We start from the raw sequence: 16,819 nt of genomic DNA, 5'->3' as shown, positions 1-16,819 counted from the left end.
GGTGGGGCGTAGGGGTTGGGAGGATGGAAAGAGGATGTCAAATAAGGAGACTGAGTCACGTTGAACCACCTTATGTATCCACGAGCACATCACCAAAAAGGATGGCAGATATGAATATCAAGACTGGCGCACGCGTTTTCGCATTGTCCGCCCTTGCAGCAATGATGGTTTCCGCCCCAGCGCTCGCCAAAATTGAAGAAGGCAAGCTGGTTATCTGGATTAACGGCGACAAGGGCTATAACGGCCTGGCCGAAGTGGGCAAAAAATTCGAGAAAGACACCGGTATCAAAGTCACCGTAGAGCACCCGGACAAACTGGAAGAGAAATTCCCGCAGGTTGCGGCAACCGGTGACGGTCCGGACATCATCTTCTGGGCACACGACCGTTTCGGCGGTTACGCGCAGTCTGGCCTGCTGGCTGAAGTCACGCCAGACAAAGCTTTCCAGGACAAACTGTTCCCGTTCACCTGGGACGCCGTTCGCTATAACGGCAAGCTGATCGCCTACCCAATCGCGGTTGAAGCCCTGTCACTGATTTACAACAAAGACCTGGTGCCAAACCCACCAAAAACCTGGGAAGAGATCCCGAAACTGGATAAAGAGCTGAAGGCGAAAGGTAAATCCGCCCTGATGTTCAACCTGCAAGAGCCGTACTTCACCTGGCCGCTGATTGCTGCCGACGGCGGCTACGCGTTCAAGTTTGAAAACGGCAAATATGACGTGAAAGACGTGGGCGTGGACAACGCGGGCGCGAAAAAAGGCCTGACCTTCCTGGTTGACCTGATTAAGAACAAACACATGAACGCGGATACCGACTACTCCATCGCGGAAGCGGCGTTCAACAAAGGCGAAACCGCGATGACCATCAACGGTCCGTGGGCCTGGACCAATATCGACAAGAGCAAAATCAACTACGGCGTGACCCTGCTGCCAACCTTCAACGGCAAACCGTCTAAACCGTTCGTGGGCGTGCTGAGCGCGGGCATCAACGCCGCCAGCCCGAACAAAGAGCTGGCGAAAGAGTTCCTGGAAAACTACCTGCTGACCGATCAGGGTCTGGGTGAAGTGAACAAGGACAAACCGCTGGGCGCCGTGGCGCTGAAATCCTTCCAGGATCAGCTGGCAAAAGATCCACGCATCGCGGCAACCATGGATAACGCTCAGAAAGGCGAAATCATGCCGAACATCCCACAGATGGCCGCGTTCTGGTACGCCACCCGTACCGCCGTCATCAACGCTGCAAGCGGTCGCCAGACCGTCGATGCCGCGCTGAAAGATGCTCAGGGTCGTATTACTAAGTAAGAAGAAAAACGGCGGGTGGCGCGTGCGCTTACCCGCCCTACGACTACGGCACGATCCGTAGGTCAGGTAAGCGCAGCGCCACCTGACGAAAAGTTTCCACCGTTGTAGAGGAAGAACCCCATGGATGTCATTAAAAAGAAGCACTGGTGGCAAAGCGACGCGCTGAAGTGGTCAGCGATCGGTCTGCTGTGTCTGCTGGTGGGTTACCTTGTTGTTTTAATGTACGTACAAGGGGAATATCTGTTCGCCATCATGACGCTGATCTTAAGCTCTGCTGGCCTGTATATTTTCGCCAACCGTAAAGCCTATGCCTGGCGCTATGTCTACCCGGGCGTGGCCGGGATGGGGCTGTTTGTCCTGTTCCCGCTGATCTGCACCATCGCCATTGCGTTCACCAACTACAGCAGCACCAACCAGCTCGCGCAGGAGCGCGCCACTCAGGTGCTTCTGGATCGCTCTTATCAGGCGGGTAAAACCTTTAACTTCGGCCTGTATCCTGCAGGTGACGAGTGGAAGTTAGCGCTCACTGACGGTGAGAGCGGCAAAAACTATCTTTCCGACGCGTTCAAATTTGGCGGCGAGCAGAAGCTGGTCTTAAAAGAGGCCGCGGCCCTGCCGGAGGGTGAACGTGCGAACCTGCGTATCATTACCCAGAATCGCCAGGCGCTGACCCAGCTCACCGCCGTGCTGCCCGATGAAAGCAAAGTAACCATGAGCTCGCTGCGCCAGTTCTCCGGCACGCAGCCGCTATATACCCTGGCGGACGACGGCACGCTGACCAACAACCAGAGCGGCGTGAAGTACCGTCCGAATAACGACATTGGTTTTTATCAGTCTGTAAATGCCGATGGCAAATGGGGTGATGACAAGCTCAGCCCTGGCTATACCGTCACCATCGGCTGGGACAACTTTACCCGCGTGTTTACCGACGAAGGTATCCAGAAACCGTTCTTCGCCATCTTCGTCTGGACGGTGGTCTTCTCGGTGCTAACGGTGATTCTGACCGTTGCCGTAGGCATGGTGCTGGCCTGCCTCGTGCAGTGGGAGTCCCTGAAAGGCAAAGCGATTTACCGCGTGCTGCTGATTCTGCCTTACGCCGTGCCGTCGTTTATCTCGATTCTGATTTTCAAAGGGCTGTTTAACCAGAGCTTCGGTGAAATCAACATGATGCTGAGCGCGCTGTTCGGTATCAAACCGGCCTGGTTCAGCGACCCGACCACCGCCCGCTCGATGATTATCATCGTCAACACCTGGCTGGGCTATCCGTACATGATGATCCTGTGCATGGGGCTGCTGAAGGCGATTCCGGACGATCTGTATGAAGCCTCGGCGATGGACGGCGCGGGTCCGTTCCAGAACTTCTTTAAAATTACGCTGCCGCTGCTTATTAAGCCGCTGACGCCGCTGATGATTGCCAGCTTCGCCTTTAACTTTAACAACTTCGTGCTGATTCAGCTGTTGACCAACGGCGGCCCGGACCGCCTTGGCACCACCACGCCGGCAGGCTATACCGACCTGCTCGTGAGCTACACCTACCGTATCGCCTTTGAAGGCGGCGGCGGCCAGGACTTTGGTCTGGCGGCGGCGATTGCCACCCTGATCTTCCTGCTGGTTGGCGCTCTGGCGATTGTGAACCTGAAAGCCACACGTATGAAATTTGATTAAGGAGGGCACTGAACATGGCAATGGTACAACCCAAATCTCAGAAGCTGCGCCTCCTCGCGACGCACTTAGGCCTGCTGATTTTCATCGCGGCCATCATGTTCCCGCTGCTGATGGTTATCGCCATCTCCCTGCGTTCGGGTAACTTTGCGACCGGGAGCCTGATCCCGGATGAAATCTCCTGGGAGCACTGGAAGCTCGCGCTGGGCTTCAGCGTGGAGCACGCCGATGGCCGCGTCACCCCGCCGCCGTTCCCGGTGCTGCTGTGGCTGTGGAACTCGGTGAAGGTAGCAACCATCACCGCGATCGGCATCGTGACGCTCTCCACCACCTGTGCTTATGCCTTCGCCCGCATGCGTTTCCCGGGCAAAGCAACGCTGCTGAAAGGCATGCTGATTTTCCAGATGTTCCCGGCGGTGCTGTCGCTGGTGGCGCTGTATGCCCTGTTTGACCGTCTGGGCCAGTACGTGCCGTTTATTGGCCTGAATACCCACGGCGGCGTGATCTTTGCCTATCTCGGCGGTATTGCCCTGCATGTGTGGACCATCAAAGGCTATTTCGAAACCATCGACGGCTCGCTGGAAGAGGCGGCGTCGCTGGATGGCGCTACCCCGTGGCAGGCGTTCCGTCTGGTGCTGTTGCCGCTGTCAGTGCCGATTCTGGCGGTGGTGTTTATCCTGTCGTTTATCGCGGCGATCACCGAAGTACCGGTCGCCTCACTGTTACTGCGCGATGTGAACAGCTACACCCTGGCCGTAGGTATGCAGCAATACCTCAACCCGCAAAACTACCTGTGGGGCGACTTTGCCGCGGCGGCCGTACTGTCTGCCATCCCGATTACCGTGGTGTTCCTGCTGGCCCAGCGCTGGCTGGTGAATGGCCTGACGGCGGGCGGCGTGAAAGGTTAAGTTTCATCTGTTATGCCACTGCAACCCTCAACTTTAGACGTATTGTATTGACCCAACTTGTGACTGTTGTTAGGCGGCCTCCGGGCCGCCATTTTTTTATTCGCGTTTCAGCCGCTTCGAATTACACAGCCAGAGGGTGATCACCAGCAGCAGGATCGCCGCCGAGTAGATCAGCACGTCGAGCGGGGATTTATGATCGACGATGATCAGTCGCACAATGGCGGTGATGCCAATGTAGACAAAATAGCGCAGCGGGAAGTGAAAGCCGGACTGGAAGTACTTCACAATCAGGGCAATAAATTCAAAGTAGAGAAAGTAGACCACCAGGCCTTCCACCAGCGCATATTTGCTGGTTTGCTCAGGGGCGAACAGCACATCCGCCAGATGCACCGTCTCTTTGCCGAGAAAGACGACCAGGATCAGGCCAAGGCTCAGCAGACCGAGGTTCAGCACGGTCTGGAGTATCGTTGAGATAAACTCAACGCGCGGGCGAGTCAGGGATGTCATACAGCACCTCATTCTCCAGGACGAGATTCCTGTATAACGCAAAAATGTGACGGGGATCTATATTTTTTGTTTATGTTTGGCGCATTCGCCCGCTGGCGCTGCGCTTACCAGGCCTACAAAAACCGTAGGCCGGGCAAACGCAGTGCCGCCCGGCGTGAAGCATCAGCGGAAGTTAATGTTCTTATCGCTGGTCATGTCGTACAGCTGGAACTTACGCCCAAGCTGCTGGCCGCCATCACGCGTCAGCGGCGTCCAGCCCACGGCCGCTCGGCTGCGGGTCGGACCGGATGAGAACAGATCCAGCGGAATCGACACGTAGACCCCTTTGGTGAAGTCCCCTTCCCCGTACTCGTCCGGCGAAACGTTGGTGATGGTGGCGTAGCCACCCACCACGACGCCGCTGTCGAAGTGTTTGGAGATATCCAGCGTGCCGCCCTTGTCGCCCGCCAGATACTGGCCGACGCTGGCTTTCACCAGCACGTCCTGCGCGAACGAAGGCGTCCAGTAGGCGGTCAGGTGGCCGGTTTTGACGCTGTAGTCGGTGAACTTCATCATGTCCTGCGCGCTGCGCCAGTCACGCTGCTTAACGTAGTTGGCATCAATCCCGAACGCCCAGTTGCTGTCGACGGGACGATACAGCACTTCCGCCCCCGCGCCACCAAACATGGTTTCCAGATAGCCACCGTAAACCTGGCCGTAGAAACCGTTGCCGAAGTACTGGAAGTAGTTGGCCTGCAGGTTATTCACGTAGACATCGTTCTGCACGTATTCACGCACGCGGGTACGCACGCGCGGCAGCTTTGAGTCGTTCGGCGGGTTCGTGTAGTTAAACTTGTCGTAGTTGTTCGCAATGTTGCCGAACAGGCTGCCGGTGGTCAGCAGGTGGTCGGTGACCCACAGATCCGCCGTCGCCATCGCACCCAGCTGATACATGTAGAAGTTTTCCGGCCCGCCGACGGACTGGTTCAGTACCGGATCGATGTGGAAATCAAAGCGCGATTTATCGATATACCAGCCCTGCTCGGTGGTTTCCGGCACGATCGGCTCTACGCGTTTTTGCACCAGCTCGGTTTCATGCCCGAGCGGTTCGCCTTCAAGATGGCGCTTGAGGCTGGCGACATCGGTTTCGGTGGTGACCTGCGGCAGATTCAGGCGGTTCTCCGTCACGCGGATCGTGCGGATCCCGTCCGGGAGATCGTTCATCACGATCCGGTTGGCGCGTTCGATCCCTTCACGCGAGTCGCGGTATTTCACCTGCTCGCCGGTGACGTACAGCGTATCGTCTTTCACCTGAATTTTCGGATCGGCCAGACCGGCGTTGTATTTCAACAGCGTCAGCTGGTTTGCCACCACGGAGTGCTGCAGAATCGCATCCTGCGGCTCCGGCCGGTAGGCAGGCCGCGCGTTATCGTTGTAGTGCGGCCGCATGTCATTAAAGTTAGTGCGCAGCGTGAAGCCAAACATCACCGTGTTGCCGCGCTCGTAGCTGAGGTTAACGTCGGCCCAGTCGGTGACGCGATAAATGGCGCCCACGTTAAACTTGCTCTTCTGCTCAATCTTCCCGGCGAAGTCCTGCGAGTAGTCGTTTCCTTCGTACTCCAGCTTCAGGCGCAGCGGCTGCCACGGCGTCTGGTATTCCACGCCGCCGAACAGCGAGGCCGGGCCGTGGAACATCTGGTCGCCGTTGATGGAACCGGCTTTCTTGTAGCTGTTATCGCGGTAGCAGTATTTGTCACTGTAGGTACAGAACGGGTTTTTAACGTTGCCGCTGGTGCCGAGATAGCCCCAGCCAAGACCGAGAGAAAAATCAAACGGTCCCCAGGCCTTGCTGGCCACGATGTATTCCGCGTCGAACAGGCCGGTCCCGCCGATATCTTTTGCACCCACGGAGACCTGCGGCATCCAGTAGCTCTCTTCCCACAGGCGCAGTTTGACGTCGAAGGCTTTATCTTTGTAGGTCTGATCGCCGGAGAAGGCGTCGACGCTGCTGTACTGTTTCGTACGCACGTCGGTGTAGCGCAGCGTGGTTTCAAGCCACGGGAAAAGCTGTACGGAGGCGGAATAGTAGCGATACTGGTCGTTATCGCGGTAGTTAAGGCTAATTTCCCCTTCACGCGCCATGCGCGCGGTAGGCGTTTGCAGTAAACCGACGCCGCCGAAGTCTGACTGAGACGGGCCAACAGGTGCCGGATACGTTTCTGCATGGCAGGCGGCGCTTACGCAGATCGCCAGCATGCTGTAGAGATAGGTTCTTTTCATTCTTCCGGTATCCGCTGTGTCAGGGAGTGAAGGATATCGGCGTTAAGCCCGTCATATGCCTTCGTCCAGAAATGGTCGGCAAAACCGACAAAAATGATGCTGCCCGGCATGGGTTCGATATGGCGTTTATTCCAGTACGCCACCGGCGCTTTTTGCGTATGCCCGTCTGGATAAATAATCCATGCGTAGCTGTTATCCGCGCCGCTCAGCAGGCTTTGTTCGTCGAGATAGCTCGCCACGTCGCGGCCGGGCGTAAAGGGCTTTTTACCGGGGCTGCTGATAAGCCCCATCACGGTCACCGTCGTCGGCTTCACCGGAAGCCAGAGGGTGTACTCCCCTTCAAGCGTGGGGTTGCCCTTTTCCGTGACGCGCACTTCATCTGGATCAAGATTGACTTTCTGGCGGCCTGTCACTTTCAGCGCCTGAAGCTGCTGGCGAACGCTGTTAATGGCCGCGGCATCGTCGCCGTCTTCCTGCTCCGCCAGGCTCGTCAGGCGGGCCAGCAGGGCACGGTGTTCCTGCTCCGCCTTAACCGTCGCCTGATGCTCGCCGATCACCGCTCCCGGCCACCAGCTGTTGGCAAGCCTTGGCTGCCCGACGAGATCGAGCAGATGCTCGGCGTTGGTTAAGGTTTTGGGTTTTTCACTGTCCGGCGTGTAGACCTTTACCGTTCCTGCGGACCATGCCAGCGGCGCGGCAAGGCTGGCGAGAAGCGCAGCGTGGATGAGCGTTTTCATGATTTCGCCGCCTTGATCAGGGTGGTTTTCACCGGGAAGAAACCGGCACCGAGATACTGCAAGGACTGACGGATCTGCCCATCCTCGTCGATCCAGAAGCGGTTATGCCAGGTGGCCTGGTCGGTTGTCACCTTCTCATCCAATACGCGCACCTGAGTTTCGTCGCTGCCGACTTTCACGCTGTCCGTACCGTCCCAGCGGAAGGTGGAGCGGGCCGTGGCGTAGCGCACCTGCTTATGCTCGGTCCAGCCCATCGTGCGCGTCCAGCTTGCGCCGTCGACGATCTGATTTGGCTTGATGAGCGGGTCTTCGGCGAGATTATTCACCTCGAGCAAGTTGTCGCCGCCGAGCAGCGTTTTCACAATTCGGGCATGCTGCGTGACGATGGTGGCCTGATCCTGCGTCACCCATTTCTGCTGCCCGTTTTCATCGAAAGCGAGCACCACAAACAGTTGCGGGCCATCGTTTAGCTGCATGTACTGGCTGGCGTACGGCATGTTCTGAAGTTCGTCATCGGTCAGATGAACGCCCGGCGTGCCGAACAGGCTTTCCCACAGTGAATGACCCAGCCCTTTGGTGGTGGCTGAGCACGCCTGCAACAGCAGGCAAATCAGAATGATTGCAGGTCGCTTCACGACTCTTCTCCGAAGGGGCGAAATAACCACACCGAAGTGTGGTTATGATTAAAACACCCTGTATTACTGGGTGCTGGTTGTCGTAGTGGTCGTGGTTCCGGTATTGGAGCCATCACCGCCACCGGTTGCCGCCAGCGCGACACCCACGGCTGAACTTACGGTGCTGGTGCTGGCTGCGGTAGAACTTCCCGCAGACGCAGACGTCGCTGCCGACCCTGCTGCTTCCCCGACCTGGACCGGAGCTGCATAGACAGACGTCGCCGCAAGTGCAGATATGGCAAAAATGCCATACAGTACTTTCTTCATAACAATTTCCCTTCAATGAATGAATGGAGATTTGCCCGAAAAGAAATTCAGGCGGAATCGAGTATACACAACTACAGCAGAGGGTTTACCGTGGGGGGAAATAGGGGGACGGTTTTCGGACTAATGGATAAAACAGAAACGAAAAACAAATATTTAAAATAAATAATCGATAAAAATCAATAAATTATAATATATCCTTATTATCTTGGCTCTGCGTATTTTCTTAAAATAAACCGCAGCAATTAGCAGGTTAACCGCCTTTTTCAGATTAAACTCAGAGTCAGAATTTGAGTTAACTAACAGACATCAGGAATTATCCGATAAAAAAATGCCGGCATATCGCCGGCATTTTTCATGACATATTAATTACGCACGCCATGCTTTATAACGGTTAATCAAACCATTGGTGGAGCTGTCGTGGCTGTCGATGGCTTTATCGTCACCCAGCTCTGGAAGAATGCGGTTTGCCAGCTGTTTGCCCAGCTCAACGCCCCACTGGTCAAAGGTGAAGATGTTCAGGATCGCGCCCTGGGTGAAGATCTTGTGCTCGTACAGCGCAATCAGCGCGCCCAGGCTGAACGGGGTGATTTCGCGCAGCAGGATGGAGTTGGTTGGACGGTTGCCTTCGAACACTTTGAACGGCACAACGTGCTCCAGCGTGGCCGGATCTTTACCCTGGTCACGGTATTCCTGCTCAACCACTTCGCGGGATTTACCGAACGCCAGCGCTTCGGTCTGTGCGAAGAAGTTAGACAGCAGCTTCGGATGGTGGTCGGACAGCGGGTTGTGCGTGATCGCCGGGGCGATGAAATCGCACGGTACCATTTTGGTACCCTGGTGAATCAGCTGGTAGAACGCATGCTGGCCGTTGGTGCCCGGCTCGCCCCAGATGATCGGGCCAGTCTGGTAATCCACCGCGTTGCCGTTACGGTCAACGTACTTACCGTTGGATTCCATGTTGCCCTGCTGGAAGTAAGCCGCAAAACGGTGCATATACTGGTCGTATGGCAGGATCGCTTCGGTTTCAGCGCCGAAGAAGTTGTTGTACCAGATACCGATCAGCGCCAGCAGCACCGGCAGGTTTTTCTCAGGCGCGGTGGTGGAGAAGTGTTTGTCCATCGCATGCGCGCCGGAGAGCAGCTCAACGAAGTTGTCAAAGCCCACGGACAGGATGATGGACAGACCGATTGCAGACCACAGCGAGTAGCGGCCGCCAACCCAGTCCCAGAACTCGAACATGTTCGCGGTGTCGATACCGAACTCGCTGACCGCTTTACCGTTGGTAGACAGCGCCGCGAAGTGTTTCGCCACGTGCTTGTTGTCGCCCGCGGTTTTCAGGAACCAGTCGCGCGCGCTGTGGGCGTTGGTCATGGTTTCCTGGGTGGTGAAGGTTTTAGACGCCACCAGGAACAGGGTAGTTTCCGGGTTTACGTTCTTCAGCACTTCGGCGATGTGGGTACCATCGACGTTAGAGACAAAGTGCATGTTGAGGTGGTTTTTGTACGGGCGCAGGGCTTCGGTCACCATGAACGGGCCGAGGTCAGAGCCGCCGATACCGATGTTAACCACGTCGGTGATCGCTTTGCCGGTGTAGCCTTTCCAGCTGCCGGAGATGATCGCTTCGGAGAACGTTTTCATCTTTTCCAGCACCGCGTTTACTTCCGGCATCACATCTTTGCCGTCAACGATGATTGGCGTATTGCTACGGTTTCGCAGCGCCACGTGCAGCACGGCACGGTCTTCGGTGCGGTTGATCTTCTCGCCGGAGAACATGGATTTGATGGCGTCGGCCAGCTCGGTCTCTTTCGCCAGATCCTGCAGTTTTGCCAGCGTCTCTTCGGTAATGCGGTTCTTGGAGAAATCCACCAGCATGAGGTCATCGAAGGTCGCGGAGAACTTAGTGAAACGATCGGCATCTTTCGCGAACAGATCCGCGATGGTGACGTCTTTCATTTCATCATAATGTTTCTGGAGTGCCTGCCAGGCAGCGGTCTGCGTTGGGTTGATGTTTTTCATTAGCAATACTCTTCTGATTTGAGAATTGTGACTGCGGTCGATTGTAGCGCCTGCAAATAAAAATTGTGATGGTTTTTATGCCATTGCCCTGGTCTGCATCAAACGCAGGTGAAAAGACCCGAAAAGTATAGCTGCTGTCGCGCCCTTCCGGCGTGGCGAAATGTCGGTCAAAAGGGGGTAAAAAGGAGCATAAAATATGGGCCTGTTATAAGTCCTGTTTCTCAGGGGTACCCCCCCATAAAAAATCCGCATAATCCCAGCATTGACAGGACCTCCCCCGCATTTTATTTATAGGGCCGTATTTTGCGCCTGCACCTGTTTTCGTTTCATTCTTGTGCCAAGGTCGCTTATTCATTCCCTGACACGAGGTTGTTATGACGAGTTTTGTGGTCGCCAAGTTTGGCGGCACCAGTGTGGCCGATTACGATGCCATGAACCGCAGCGCCGATGTGGTGCTGGCCGATCCGAATACCCGCCTGGTGGTGCTCTCTGCATCCGCCGGCGTGACGAACCTGCTGGTTTCTCTGTCTGAAGGACTGGAAGCGACAGAACGTTTCGTGAAGCTGGATGCACTGCGCAAAATTCAGTTCGACATTCTTGAACGTCTGCAAAACCCGAACGTGATCCGCGAAGAAGTGGAGCGCCTGCTGGAAAATATCACCACCCTGGCAGAAGCGGCGTCCCTGGCCACCTCTACCGCCCTGACCGATGAACTGGTCAGCCACGGTGAATTGATGTCTACCCTGCTGTTCGTTGAAATTATGCGCGAGCGTAACGTTCAGGCGCAGTGGTTTGACGTGCGTAAAGTGATGCGCACCAGCGATCGTTTTGGGCGCGCTGAACCGGACGTTGAGATGCTGGCCGAGCTCACCAACCAGCAGCTGGCGCCGCGCCTGGCAGAAGGCATGGTGATCACCCAGGGCTTTATCGGCAGCGAAGCGAAAGGACGCACGACCACGCTTGGCCGTGGCGGCAGCGATTACACCGCCGCGCTGCTGGGCGAAGCCCTGCACGCAACGCGCGTGGATATCTGGACTGACGTGCCGGGTATTTACACCACCGATCCGCGCGTCGTTTCCGCGGCAAAACGTATTGATGTGATTGCCTTTGAAGAAGCAGCTGAAATGGCCACCTTCGGTGCAAAAGTGCTGCATCCGGCAACGCTGCTGCCTGCCGTGCGCAGCGATATTCCGGTCTTCGTTGGCTCCAGTAAAGATCCAAAAGCGGGCGGGACGCTGGTCTGCAAGAAAACCGAGAACCCGCCGCTGTTCCGCGCGCTGGCCCTGCGCCGCCGCCAGACGCTGGTCACGCTGCACAGCCACAATATGCTGCACTCCCGCGGCTTCCTGGCGGAAGTGTTTGGCATCCTCGCGCGCCATAACATCTCTGTAGATTTGATTACCACCTCCGAGGTGAGCATTGCGCTGACGCTGGACACCACCGGCTCCACCTCCACCGGCGACACCCTGCTGACGCAGTCGCTGCTGATTGAGCTGTCTGAGCTGTGCCGCGTGGAGGTCGAAGAAGACCTGGCGCTGGTGGCCATCATCGGTAACAAGCTGTCTCGCGCCTGCGGCGTGGGCAAAGAGGTGTTCGGCGTGCTTGACCCGTTCAACATCCGCATGATCTGCTACGGTGCCTCCAGCTATAACCTTTGCTTCCTGGTCCCTGCCGATCAGGCCGAGCAGGTGGTGCAGAAACTTCATCAGAATTTGTTTGAATAAAATTCGTTAGCACGATAAACAATACCTATAAGCCGGGCACAGACCCGGCTTTTTCATAACTAAACAACACGACAATACTGCAAGGAATTCACTATGTTATCCGTTATCACCCGGCTGTTCCCGCTATGGGCGCTGCTGCTCTCCGTACTCGCGTATTACACCCCTACCACCTTCACGGGTATTGGTCCGTGGGTCACCACGCTGCTGATGCTGATTATGTTCGGCATGGGCGTGCACCTGAAAATCGACGATTTTAAACGCGTGCTGTCGCGCCCGGCGCCGGTGGCTGCAGGGATCTTCCTGCACTACCTGGTGATGCCGCTCGCGGCCTGGCTGCTGGCGATGGCCTTTAAGATGCCGCCCGATCTCTCCGCCGGGATGGTACTGGTGGGCAGCGTCGCCAGCGGTACGGCGTCTAACGTGATGATCTATCTGGCGAAAGGTGACGTGGCGCTCTCCGTGACCATCTCTTCGGTATCCACGCTGGTGGGCGTGATTGCCACACCGCTGTTAACCCGCCTGTACGTGGACGCGCATATTCAGGTGGACGTGATGGGCATGCTGCTCAGTATTCTGCAGATTGTGGTGATCCCGATTGCGCTGGGGCTGGTTATCCACCATCTGTTCCCACGCGTGGTGAAGGCGGTTGAGCCGTACCTGCCCGCGTTTTCGATGGTCTGCATTCTGGCGATCATCAGCGCCGTGGTGGCCGGTTCCGCGTCGCACATTGCCTCCGTAGGCTTTGTGGTGATCGTCGCGGTGGTACTGCACAACACCATCGGCCTGCTGGGCGGATACTGGGGCGGGAAGCTGTTTGGCTTTGACGAGTCCACCTGCCGCACGCTGGCAATCGAGGTAGGCATGCAGAACTCCGGCCTGGCAGCGGCGCTGGGTAAAATTTACTTCTCACCGCTGGCGGCCCTGCCGGGCGCGCTGTTCTCCGTCTGGCACAACCTGTCCGGCTCGCTGCTGGCGGGCTACTGGTCCGGTAAGCCGATTGATGAGCAACCGAAAAAAGATGCGCTGAAGCAGGGTTAATTGACGCGGCTTGCTTTACACTGAAGCCTCCCCATCAGGAGGCTTCAGCAATGGCTACACCACGATTGACCCAGAAAGACATGACGGAAGCCGAGCAGCGCGAACTGAAAACGCTTCTCGACCGCGCCCGCATCGCCCATGGCCGCACGCTGACGAACGCCGAAACCAATCAGGTTAAAAAAGAGTACATCGACAAGCTGATGGCGCAACGTGAGGCTGCGGCGAAAAAAGCCCGCAAGCTGAAAAAAGAGCAGGCTTATAAGCCGGATGCAGAGGCGACCTTTTCCTGGTCCGCCAATACATCAACCCGTGGAAGGCGCTAATCAGCGCCCTTTCTTTTTGCGACCCGGCTGGGTAAAGCGTTTTCCGTTACCCGGCTTGCCCCGCCCTTTCTCTTCCGCCTGCGGTGCCTTAACTACCGGACGTTTAATCGCCTGCGTTTTCGGTTTGGCTTTGGCTTTCGGCTTCGCTTCGGACGAGGAGTTTTCGATAAGCTTGAACAGCTCGATCAGCTCGTCGTCCGTTAAGTCACGCCACTCGCCCAGCGGGATCCCGGACAGGCTGACGTTCATGATGCGCGTACGTTCCAGCTTCGTCACTTCATAACCAAAATACTCGCACATGCGACGGATCTGGCGGTTCAGGCCCTGCACCAGCGTGATACGGAACGCAAAGGGCGCTTCTTTTTTGACCTTGCACTTCTTCGTCACGGTGCCCAGAATCGGCACGCCTGCGCCCATGCCGCGGATAAATTCGTCCGTCACCGGCTTGTTCACCGTCACGATGTACTCTTTCTCGTGGTCGTTACCGGCACGCAGAATTTTGTTCACCAGGTCGCCGTGGTTGGTGAGGAAAATCAGCCCCTGAGAGTCTTTATCCAGACGGCCAATCGGGAAAATACGGCTACTGTGGTTCACGAAATCAACAATGTTGTCCCGCTCGCCGTCTTCCGTGGTGCTGACAATCCCAACCGGTTTGTTCAACGCGATAAACACCAGGTCTTCAGCATCACGCGGTTCAATGAGCTGACCATTCACTTTAACCACGTCGCCAGGGGCCACCTGGTCACCAATCGTGGCGCGTTTGCCGTTAAGGAACACGTTACCTTGTTCAATGTAACGGTCCGCCTCGCGACGTGAGCAGATCCCGCTCTCGCTAATGTATTTGTTTAATCGGGTTGATTGAGTTGGCAGCATAGTTTCTCCTGTGAAGGGCGAAATATACCTTAGGTATGGACTGGAAAAAAAGATTAGCCGACCGTAACTGAGACGGGTTTTCCAAGTTTACATAACATCATGATCAGCGTATCAAGGGTGAACTTACTGGTTTTGAGGTTCACGACATCAGACACGCGGGGACGAGAGACGTTTAGCCTGGCGGCAGCGTCAGTCTGACGCAGTTTATTCTCCGCAATCCACGAGGAAATTTCCTGCATCAGTTGCCGCTTGATGGCAAGCAACTGCTCAACCTCTTTTTCGGCACTTTCGTGCAACTGTTTAGCTTCACTTTCTTCAAAACCCAGCTCAGCAAAAATGTTCGTTTCTGAAGCTGTCACATGCCGAATTTTTGTATCAACGCGTCTTCCCATTTTCATCCTCTCCGAGCATCAAGCACCGCCTGAAAACGTGCCTTTGCTATGTATTTATCATGGCCTGATGTCCGCTGCGTTTTCTTCTTAAAGCAATGCAGTACGTAAACAGCATCCTCATAACGAGCCAAATAGATGATTCGGTATGCGCCCGTGTCACCGCGTAGCCGTATCTCTGCAACGCCTTTGCCAATCTCTGAGATCGGCTTCCAGTCTGCCGCCTCTAATCCAGCCTGTAATCGATGTAGCTGATACCCTGCTTCCCGCCGGATTTCCTCCGGGAAGCCGAGCAAATCATCGAAGGCACTCCCCATCCATGCAATGGGTCTCATTGCTGGTTTTTCTGACAGCATACCACATCCCTGTATAAAATTTTATACATAAAAGATTACATTGTCTCACGCCACAGGTCTGCTTATGACCTGTGGCGTGACGTTACGTTTTCAGTAGAGTTTGGTCACGCCTCATGGAGAGGATCTGCGAGGCGCTTTCAGAGATTAATACTCATCCCGCTCGTCGTCTTCATCCGGCTGTTCCATCACGCTATACGCCACTGCGCAGAACAGCGAGTTAAGACGCTTCATATCCCCCAGCAGCCCCAGGTGCAGGGAGCTGGTCTCGATGCTCTGCACGTTCTGCTGGTGCAGACGTTCAACGTGGGCGTGCGAGTAGCGACGGTTGAGAATGCGGAAACGATGCTTGTTGCGGCGCAGGCGGCGCGCGCTCGGTACGTCGCTGGAGAAGAACACCGACATCGCCAGCTTCAGGTTGCTCACCAGCTTTTCGTGCAGCGCTTCGAGCTCCTTCAGCCCTTCCACGGAGAACGCCCGACGCGCGGCCAGGGATTTGTCCGCGATTTCGCTGCCCATACGCTCAACGATGTCCGAGGCCTGCTCCAGGTTAAGCGACATCTCAATGATTTCCGCCCAGCGGCGGGACTCCTCTTCCGCCAGCTCGTCCTGCGGGATACGCGCCAGATAGAGCTTGATGGCGGTATACAGCACGTTGATGTCGTCCGCCAGCCTGCGCAGCTCTTTTTCCTCGCGCGGCTCGCCGTGCATCACCTTTTTCAGCCCTTCGAGCATGGTTTCCATCGCGTCGCCCATGCGCAGCGTTTCGCGGGCGGCGTTGGCGATGGCCAGCGCGGGGGTGTCCAGCACGGAGGTATCCAGATGCTTCGGCTTAAGGCGCGCATCCAGCTCCGGTTCATCACGGATAAGACGCTCGCAGAAGCGGGCCATCGGCGCGGCAAACGGCACCATCGCCAGGCAGCGCACCAGGTTATAGAAGACGTGGAAGTAGATCACCAGCTCCGCTTTCGGCAGCGGGAGGTTGTCCATCAGGTTTGCCAGCGGATGGACAAACGGCAGAATAATCAGGCTGCCCACCAGCTTAAACAGCAAACTCCCCAGCGCCACGCGGCGGGCGGCAGCATTGGCCGCGCTGTTGTTGAGCATCGCCAGCAGGCCAGAGCCGAGGTTAGCGCCGATCACCAGACACAGCGCCACCGGGAAGGAGATCGCGCCCGCGGCGGTGAGCGTGGCCGTCAGCAGCACGGCGGCCAGGCTGGAGTAGCTGATGATGGCAAACACTGCCCCGATCAGCGCATCCAGCATGATGTCACCGGTCAGCGAGGCGAAGATGACCTGCACGCCGTTCGCCTGGGTGATAGGCGTCACCGCCTGCACAATCAGTTCCAGCGCCAGCAGAATCAGTCCGAGGCCAATGCCCACGCGGCCAAGCTGCCCGGCCCGGGTCTGCTTGCGGCCAAGGAAAAAGATCACACCGATGAAAATCAGCAGCGGCGACAGCCAGGAGAGATCGAACGTCAGGATACGCGCCATCAGCGCGGTACCAACGTCAGCACCCAGCACGATCACCAGCGCCGGGGCGAGCGCGACCAGATCCTGCGCCACGAAGGAGGTGACGAGCATGGTGGTGGCATTGCTGCTTTGCACCAGCGCCGTGACGCCAATCCCCGCGCAGAAGGCGAGCGGCTTCTTCTCAACGCTGCCGCTGAGGACGGTACGTAAGCGCGCGCCGAACACGCGCATCACGCCGGTGCGGACAATATGGGTGCCCCATACGAGCAGTGCGACTGCCGAAAGCAGATGTAACAACGTCAGCACGGAAGTGGG

Annotated in this window: 16 protein-coding genes; 6 read left to right on the top strand and 10 right to left on the bottom strand. The window is 56.6% G+C overall.

Going from position 1 to position 16,819, the window contains the following annotated elements; translation table 11 throughout:
• Positions 1–110: 110 nt before the first annotated feature.
• From malE to malG, 3 genes are all read left to right on the top strand, one after another.
• The gene (gene malE, locus OKF39_RS02205; RefSeq protein ID WP_032644952.1) at positions 111–1,301 is read left to right on the top strand and encodes a maltose/maltodextrin ABC transporter substrate-binding protein MalE; all 1,191 of its coding nucleotides are present in this window, start codon (positions 111–113) and stop codon (positions 1,299–1,301) included.
• A gap of 120 nt (positions 1,302–1,421) precedes the next feature.
• Positions 1,422–2,966 (top strand): maltose ABC transporter permease MalF, encoded by a 1,545-nt coding sequence (gene malF / locus OKF39_RS02200; protein WP_047362613.1) that lies wholly within the window; start codon positions 1,422–1,424, stop codon positions 2,964–2,966.
• Positions 2,967–2,980: 14 nt separating this feature from the next.
• Entirely contained in the window at positions 2,981–3,871 is an 891-nt protein-coding gene (gene malG, locus OKF39_RS02195; protein ID WP_006810496.1) for a maltose ABC transporter permease MalG, read from the top strand.
• Between the two features lie 96 nt (positions 3,872–3,967).
• Here malG and psiE read toward each other — a convergent pair whose 3' ends face one another.
• The 6 genes from psiE to pgi form a co-directional block, all read right to left on the bottom strand.
• A complete protein-coding gene (gene psiE, locus OKF39_RS02190) occupies positions 3,968–4,378 on the bottom strand; it encodes a phosphate-starvation-inducible protein PsiE (RefSeq protein ID WP_000202963.1) in 411 nt (136 codons plus the stop codon).
• Positions 4,379–4,540: 162 nt separating this feature from the next.
• Positions 4,541–6,637 (bottom strand): YjbH domain-containing protein, encoded by a 2,097-nt coding sequence (locus OKF39_RS02185; RefSeq protein ID WP_479983434.1) that lies wholly within the window; start codon positions 6,635–6,637, stop codon positions 4,541–4,543.
• Positions 6,634–7,374, bottom strand: coding sequence for a capsule biosynthesis GfcC family protein (locus OKF39_RS02180; RefSeq protein ID WP_328728501.1), 741 nt, complete (start codon positions 7,372–7,374; stop codon positions 6,634–6,636). Before OKF39_RS02180 ends, OKF39_RS02185 begins: the two co-directional genes overlap by 4 nt.
• Positions 7,371–8,009, bottom strand: a complete 639-nt coding sequence (locus OKF39_RS02175; RefSeq protein WP_048959331.1) for a YjbF family lipoprotein — start codon at positions 8,007–8,009, stop codon at positions 7,371–7,373. The genes OKF39_RS02180 and OKF39_RS02175 overlap by 4 nt, the downstream gene beginning before the upstream one ends.
• A 63-nt stretch (positions 8,010–8,072) precedes the next feature.
• On the bottom strand, positions 8,073–8,315 hold the full coding sequence (gene yjbE, locus OKF39_RS02170; RefSeq protein WP_013095034.1) for an exopolysaccharide production protein YjbE: 243 nt from the start codon (positions 8,313–8,315) through the stop codon (positions 8,073–8,075).
• Positions 8,316–8,681: 366 nt separating this feature from the next.
• Positions 8,682–10,331 (bottom strand): glucose-6-phosphate isomerase, encoded by a 1,650-nt coding sequence (gene pgi / locus OKF39_RS02165; RefSeq protein ID WP_323307608.1) that lies wholly within the window; start codon positions 10,329–10,331, stop codon positions 8,682–8,684.
• A 374-nt stretch (positions 10,332–10,705) separates the two neighbouring features.
• Here pgi and lysC point away from each other — a divergent pair, with 374 nt between their 5' ends.
• The 3 genes from lysC to OKF39_RS02150 all read left to right on the top strand — a co-directional run bounded on the left by lysC (position 10,706) and on the right by OKF39_RS02150 (position 13,416).
• On the top strand, positions 10,706–12,055 hold the full coding sequence (lysC, locus tag OKF39_RS02160; protein WP_041911575.1) for a lysine-sensitive aspartokinase 3: 1,350 nt from the start codon (positions 10,706–10,708) through the stop codon (positions 12,053–12,055).
• A 93-nt stretch (positions 12,056–12,148) separates the two neighbouring features.
• Complete coding sequence (panS, locus tag OKF39_RS02155; RefSeq protein ID WP_063943940.1) at positions 12,149–13,093, top strand: ketopantoate/pantoate/pantothenate transporter PanS; 945 nt, start codon at positions 12,149–12,151, stop codon at positions 13,091–13,093.
• 50 nt (positions 13,094–13,143) lie between these two features.
• Positions 13,144–13,416 carry a YjbD family protein gene (locus tag OKF39_RS02150; RefSeq protein WP_003860346.1) on the top strand — a complete coding sequence of 91 codons (273 nt, stop codon included), beginning with the start codon at positions 13,144–13,146 and terminating at the stop codon, positions 13,414–13,416.
• Here the strand turns inward: OKF39_RS02150 and rluF are convergent, their stop codons facing one another.
• The 4 genes from rluF to OKF39_RS02130 all read right to left on the bottom strand — a co-directional run bounded on the left by rluF (position 13,417) and on the right by OKF39_RS02130 (position 16,810).
• The gene (rluF, locus tag OKF39_RS02145; protein WP_248039983.1) at positions 13,417–14,289 is read right to left on the bottom strand and encodes a 23S rRNA pseudouridine(2604) synthase RluF; all 873 of its coding nucleotides are present in this window, start codon (positions 14,287–14,289) and stop codon (positions 13,417–13,419) included.
• Positions 14,290–14,342: 53 nt separating this feature from the next.
• Positions 14,343–14,681, bottom strand: coding sequence for a helix-turn-helix domain-containing protein (locus OKF39_RS02140; RefSeq protein ID WP_032655712.1), 339 nt, complete (start codon positions 14,679–14,681; stop codon positions 14,343–14,345).
• A 2-nt stretch (positions 14,682–14,683) separates the two neighbouring features.
• Positions 14,684–15,034 (bottom strand): type II toxin-antitoxin system RelE/ParE family toxin, encoded by a 351-nt coding sequence (locus OKF39_RS02135; RefSeq protein ID WP_048959325.1) that lies wholly within the window; start codon positions 15,032–15,034, stop codon positions 14,684–14,686.
• 144 nt (positions 15,035–15,178) lie between these two features.
• Positions 15,179–16,810: a Na/Pi cotransporter family protein gene (locus tag OKF39_RS02130; RefSeq protein ID WP_041911578.1), complete on the bottom strand. Its 1,632-nt coding sequence runs from the start codon at positions 16,808–16,810 to the stop codon at positions 15,179–15,181.
• Positions 16,811–16,819 lie beyond the last annotated feature (9 nt).

The sequence above is a fragment of the Enterobacter cloacae complex sp. HYC042_NIDB genome, assembly GCF_056673315.1.
Note: the sequence above shows the minus strand (reverse complement) of the source record. Positions and strands in the feature narration are given on the sequence as shown.

Excerpts from the sequence above, each read along its gene's own strand:
- OKF39_RS02150 (WP_003860346.1), top strand. The coding sequence starts at position 13,144 with ATGGCTACACCACGATTGACCCAGAAAGACATGACGGAAGCCGAGCAG.
- pgi (WP_323307608.1), bottom strand. The coding sequence starts at position 10,331 with ATGAAAAACATCAACCCAACGCAGACCGCTGCCTGGCAGGCACTCCAG.
- malG (WP_006810496.1), top strand. The coding sequence starts at position 2,981 with ATGGCAATGGTACAACCCAAATCTCAGAAGCTGCGCCTCCTCGCGACG.
- yjbE (WP_013095034.1), bottom strand. The coding sequence starts at position 8,315 with ATGAAGAAAGTACTGTATGGCATTTTTGCCATATCTGCACTTGCGGCG.
- malE (WP_032644952.1), top strand. The coding sequence starts at position 111 with ATGAATATCAAGACTGGCGCACGCGTTTTCGCATTGTCCGCCCTTGCA.
- OKF39_RS02135 (WP_048959325.1), bottom strand. The coding sequence starts at position 15,034 with ATGCTGTCAGAAAAACCAGCAATGAGACCCATTGCATGGATGGGGAGT.
- lysC (WP_041911575.1), top strand. The coding sequence starts at position 10,706 with ATGACGAGTTTTGTGGTCGCCAAGTTTGGCGGCACCAGTGTGGCCGAT.
- psiE (WP_000202963.1), bottom strand. The coding sequence starts at position 4,378 with ATGACATCCCTGACTCGCCCGCGCGTTGAGTTTATCTCAACGATACTC.
- OKF39_RS02185 (WP_479983434.1), bottom strand. The coding sequence starts at position 6,637 with ATGAAAAGAACCTATCTCTACAGCATGCTGGCGATCTGCGTAAGCGCC.
- OKF39_RS02140 (WP_032655712.1), bottom strand. The coding sequence starts at position 14,681 with ATGGGAAGACGCGTTGATACAAAAATTCGGCATGTGACAGCTTCAGAA.
- rluF (WP_248039983.1), bottom strand. The coding sequence starts at position 14,289 with ATGCTGCCAACTCAATCAACCCGATTAAACAAATACATTAGCGAGAGC.
- panS (WP_063943940.1), top strand. The coding sequence starts at position 12,149 with ATGTTATCCGTTATCACCCGGCTGTTCCCGCTATGGGCGCTGCTGCTC.
- OKF39_RS02180 (WP_328728501.1), bottom strand. The coding sequence starts at position 7,374 with ATGAAAACGCTCATCCACGCTGCGCTTCTCGCCAGCCTTGCCGCGCCG.
- malF (WP_047362613.1), top strand. The coding sequence starts at position 1,422 with ATGGATGTCATTAAAAAGAAGCACTGGTGGCAAAGCGACGCGCTGAAG.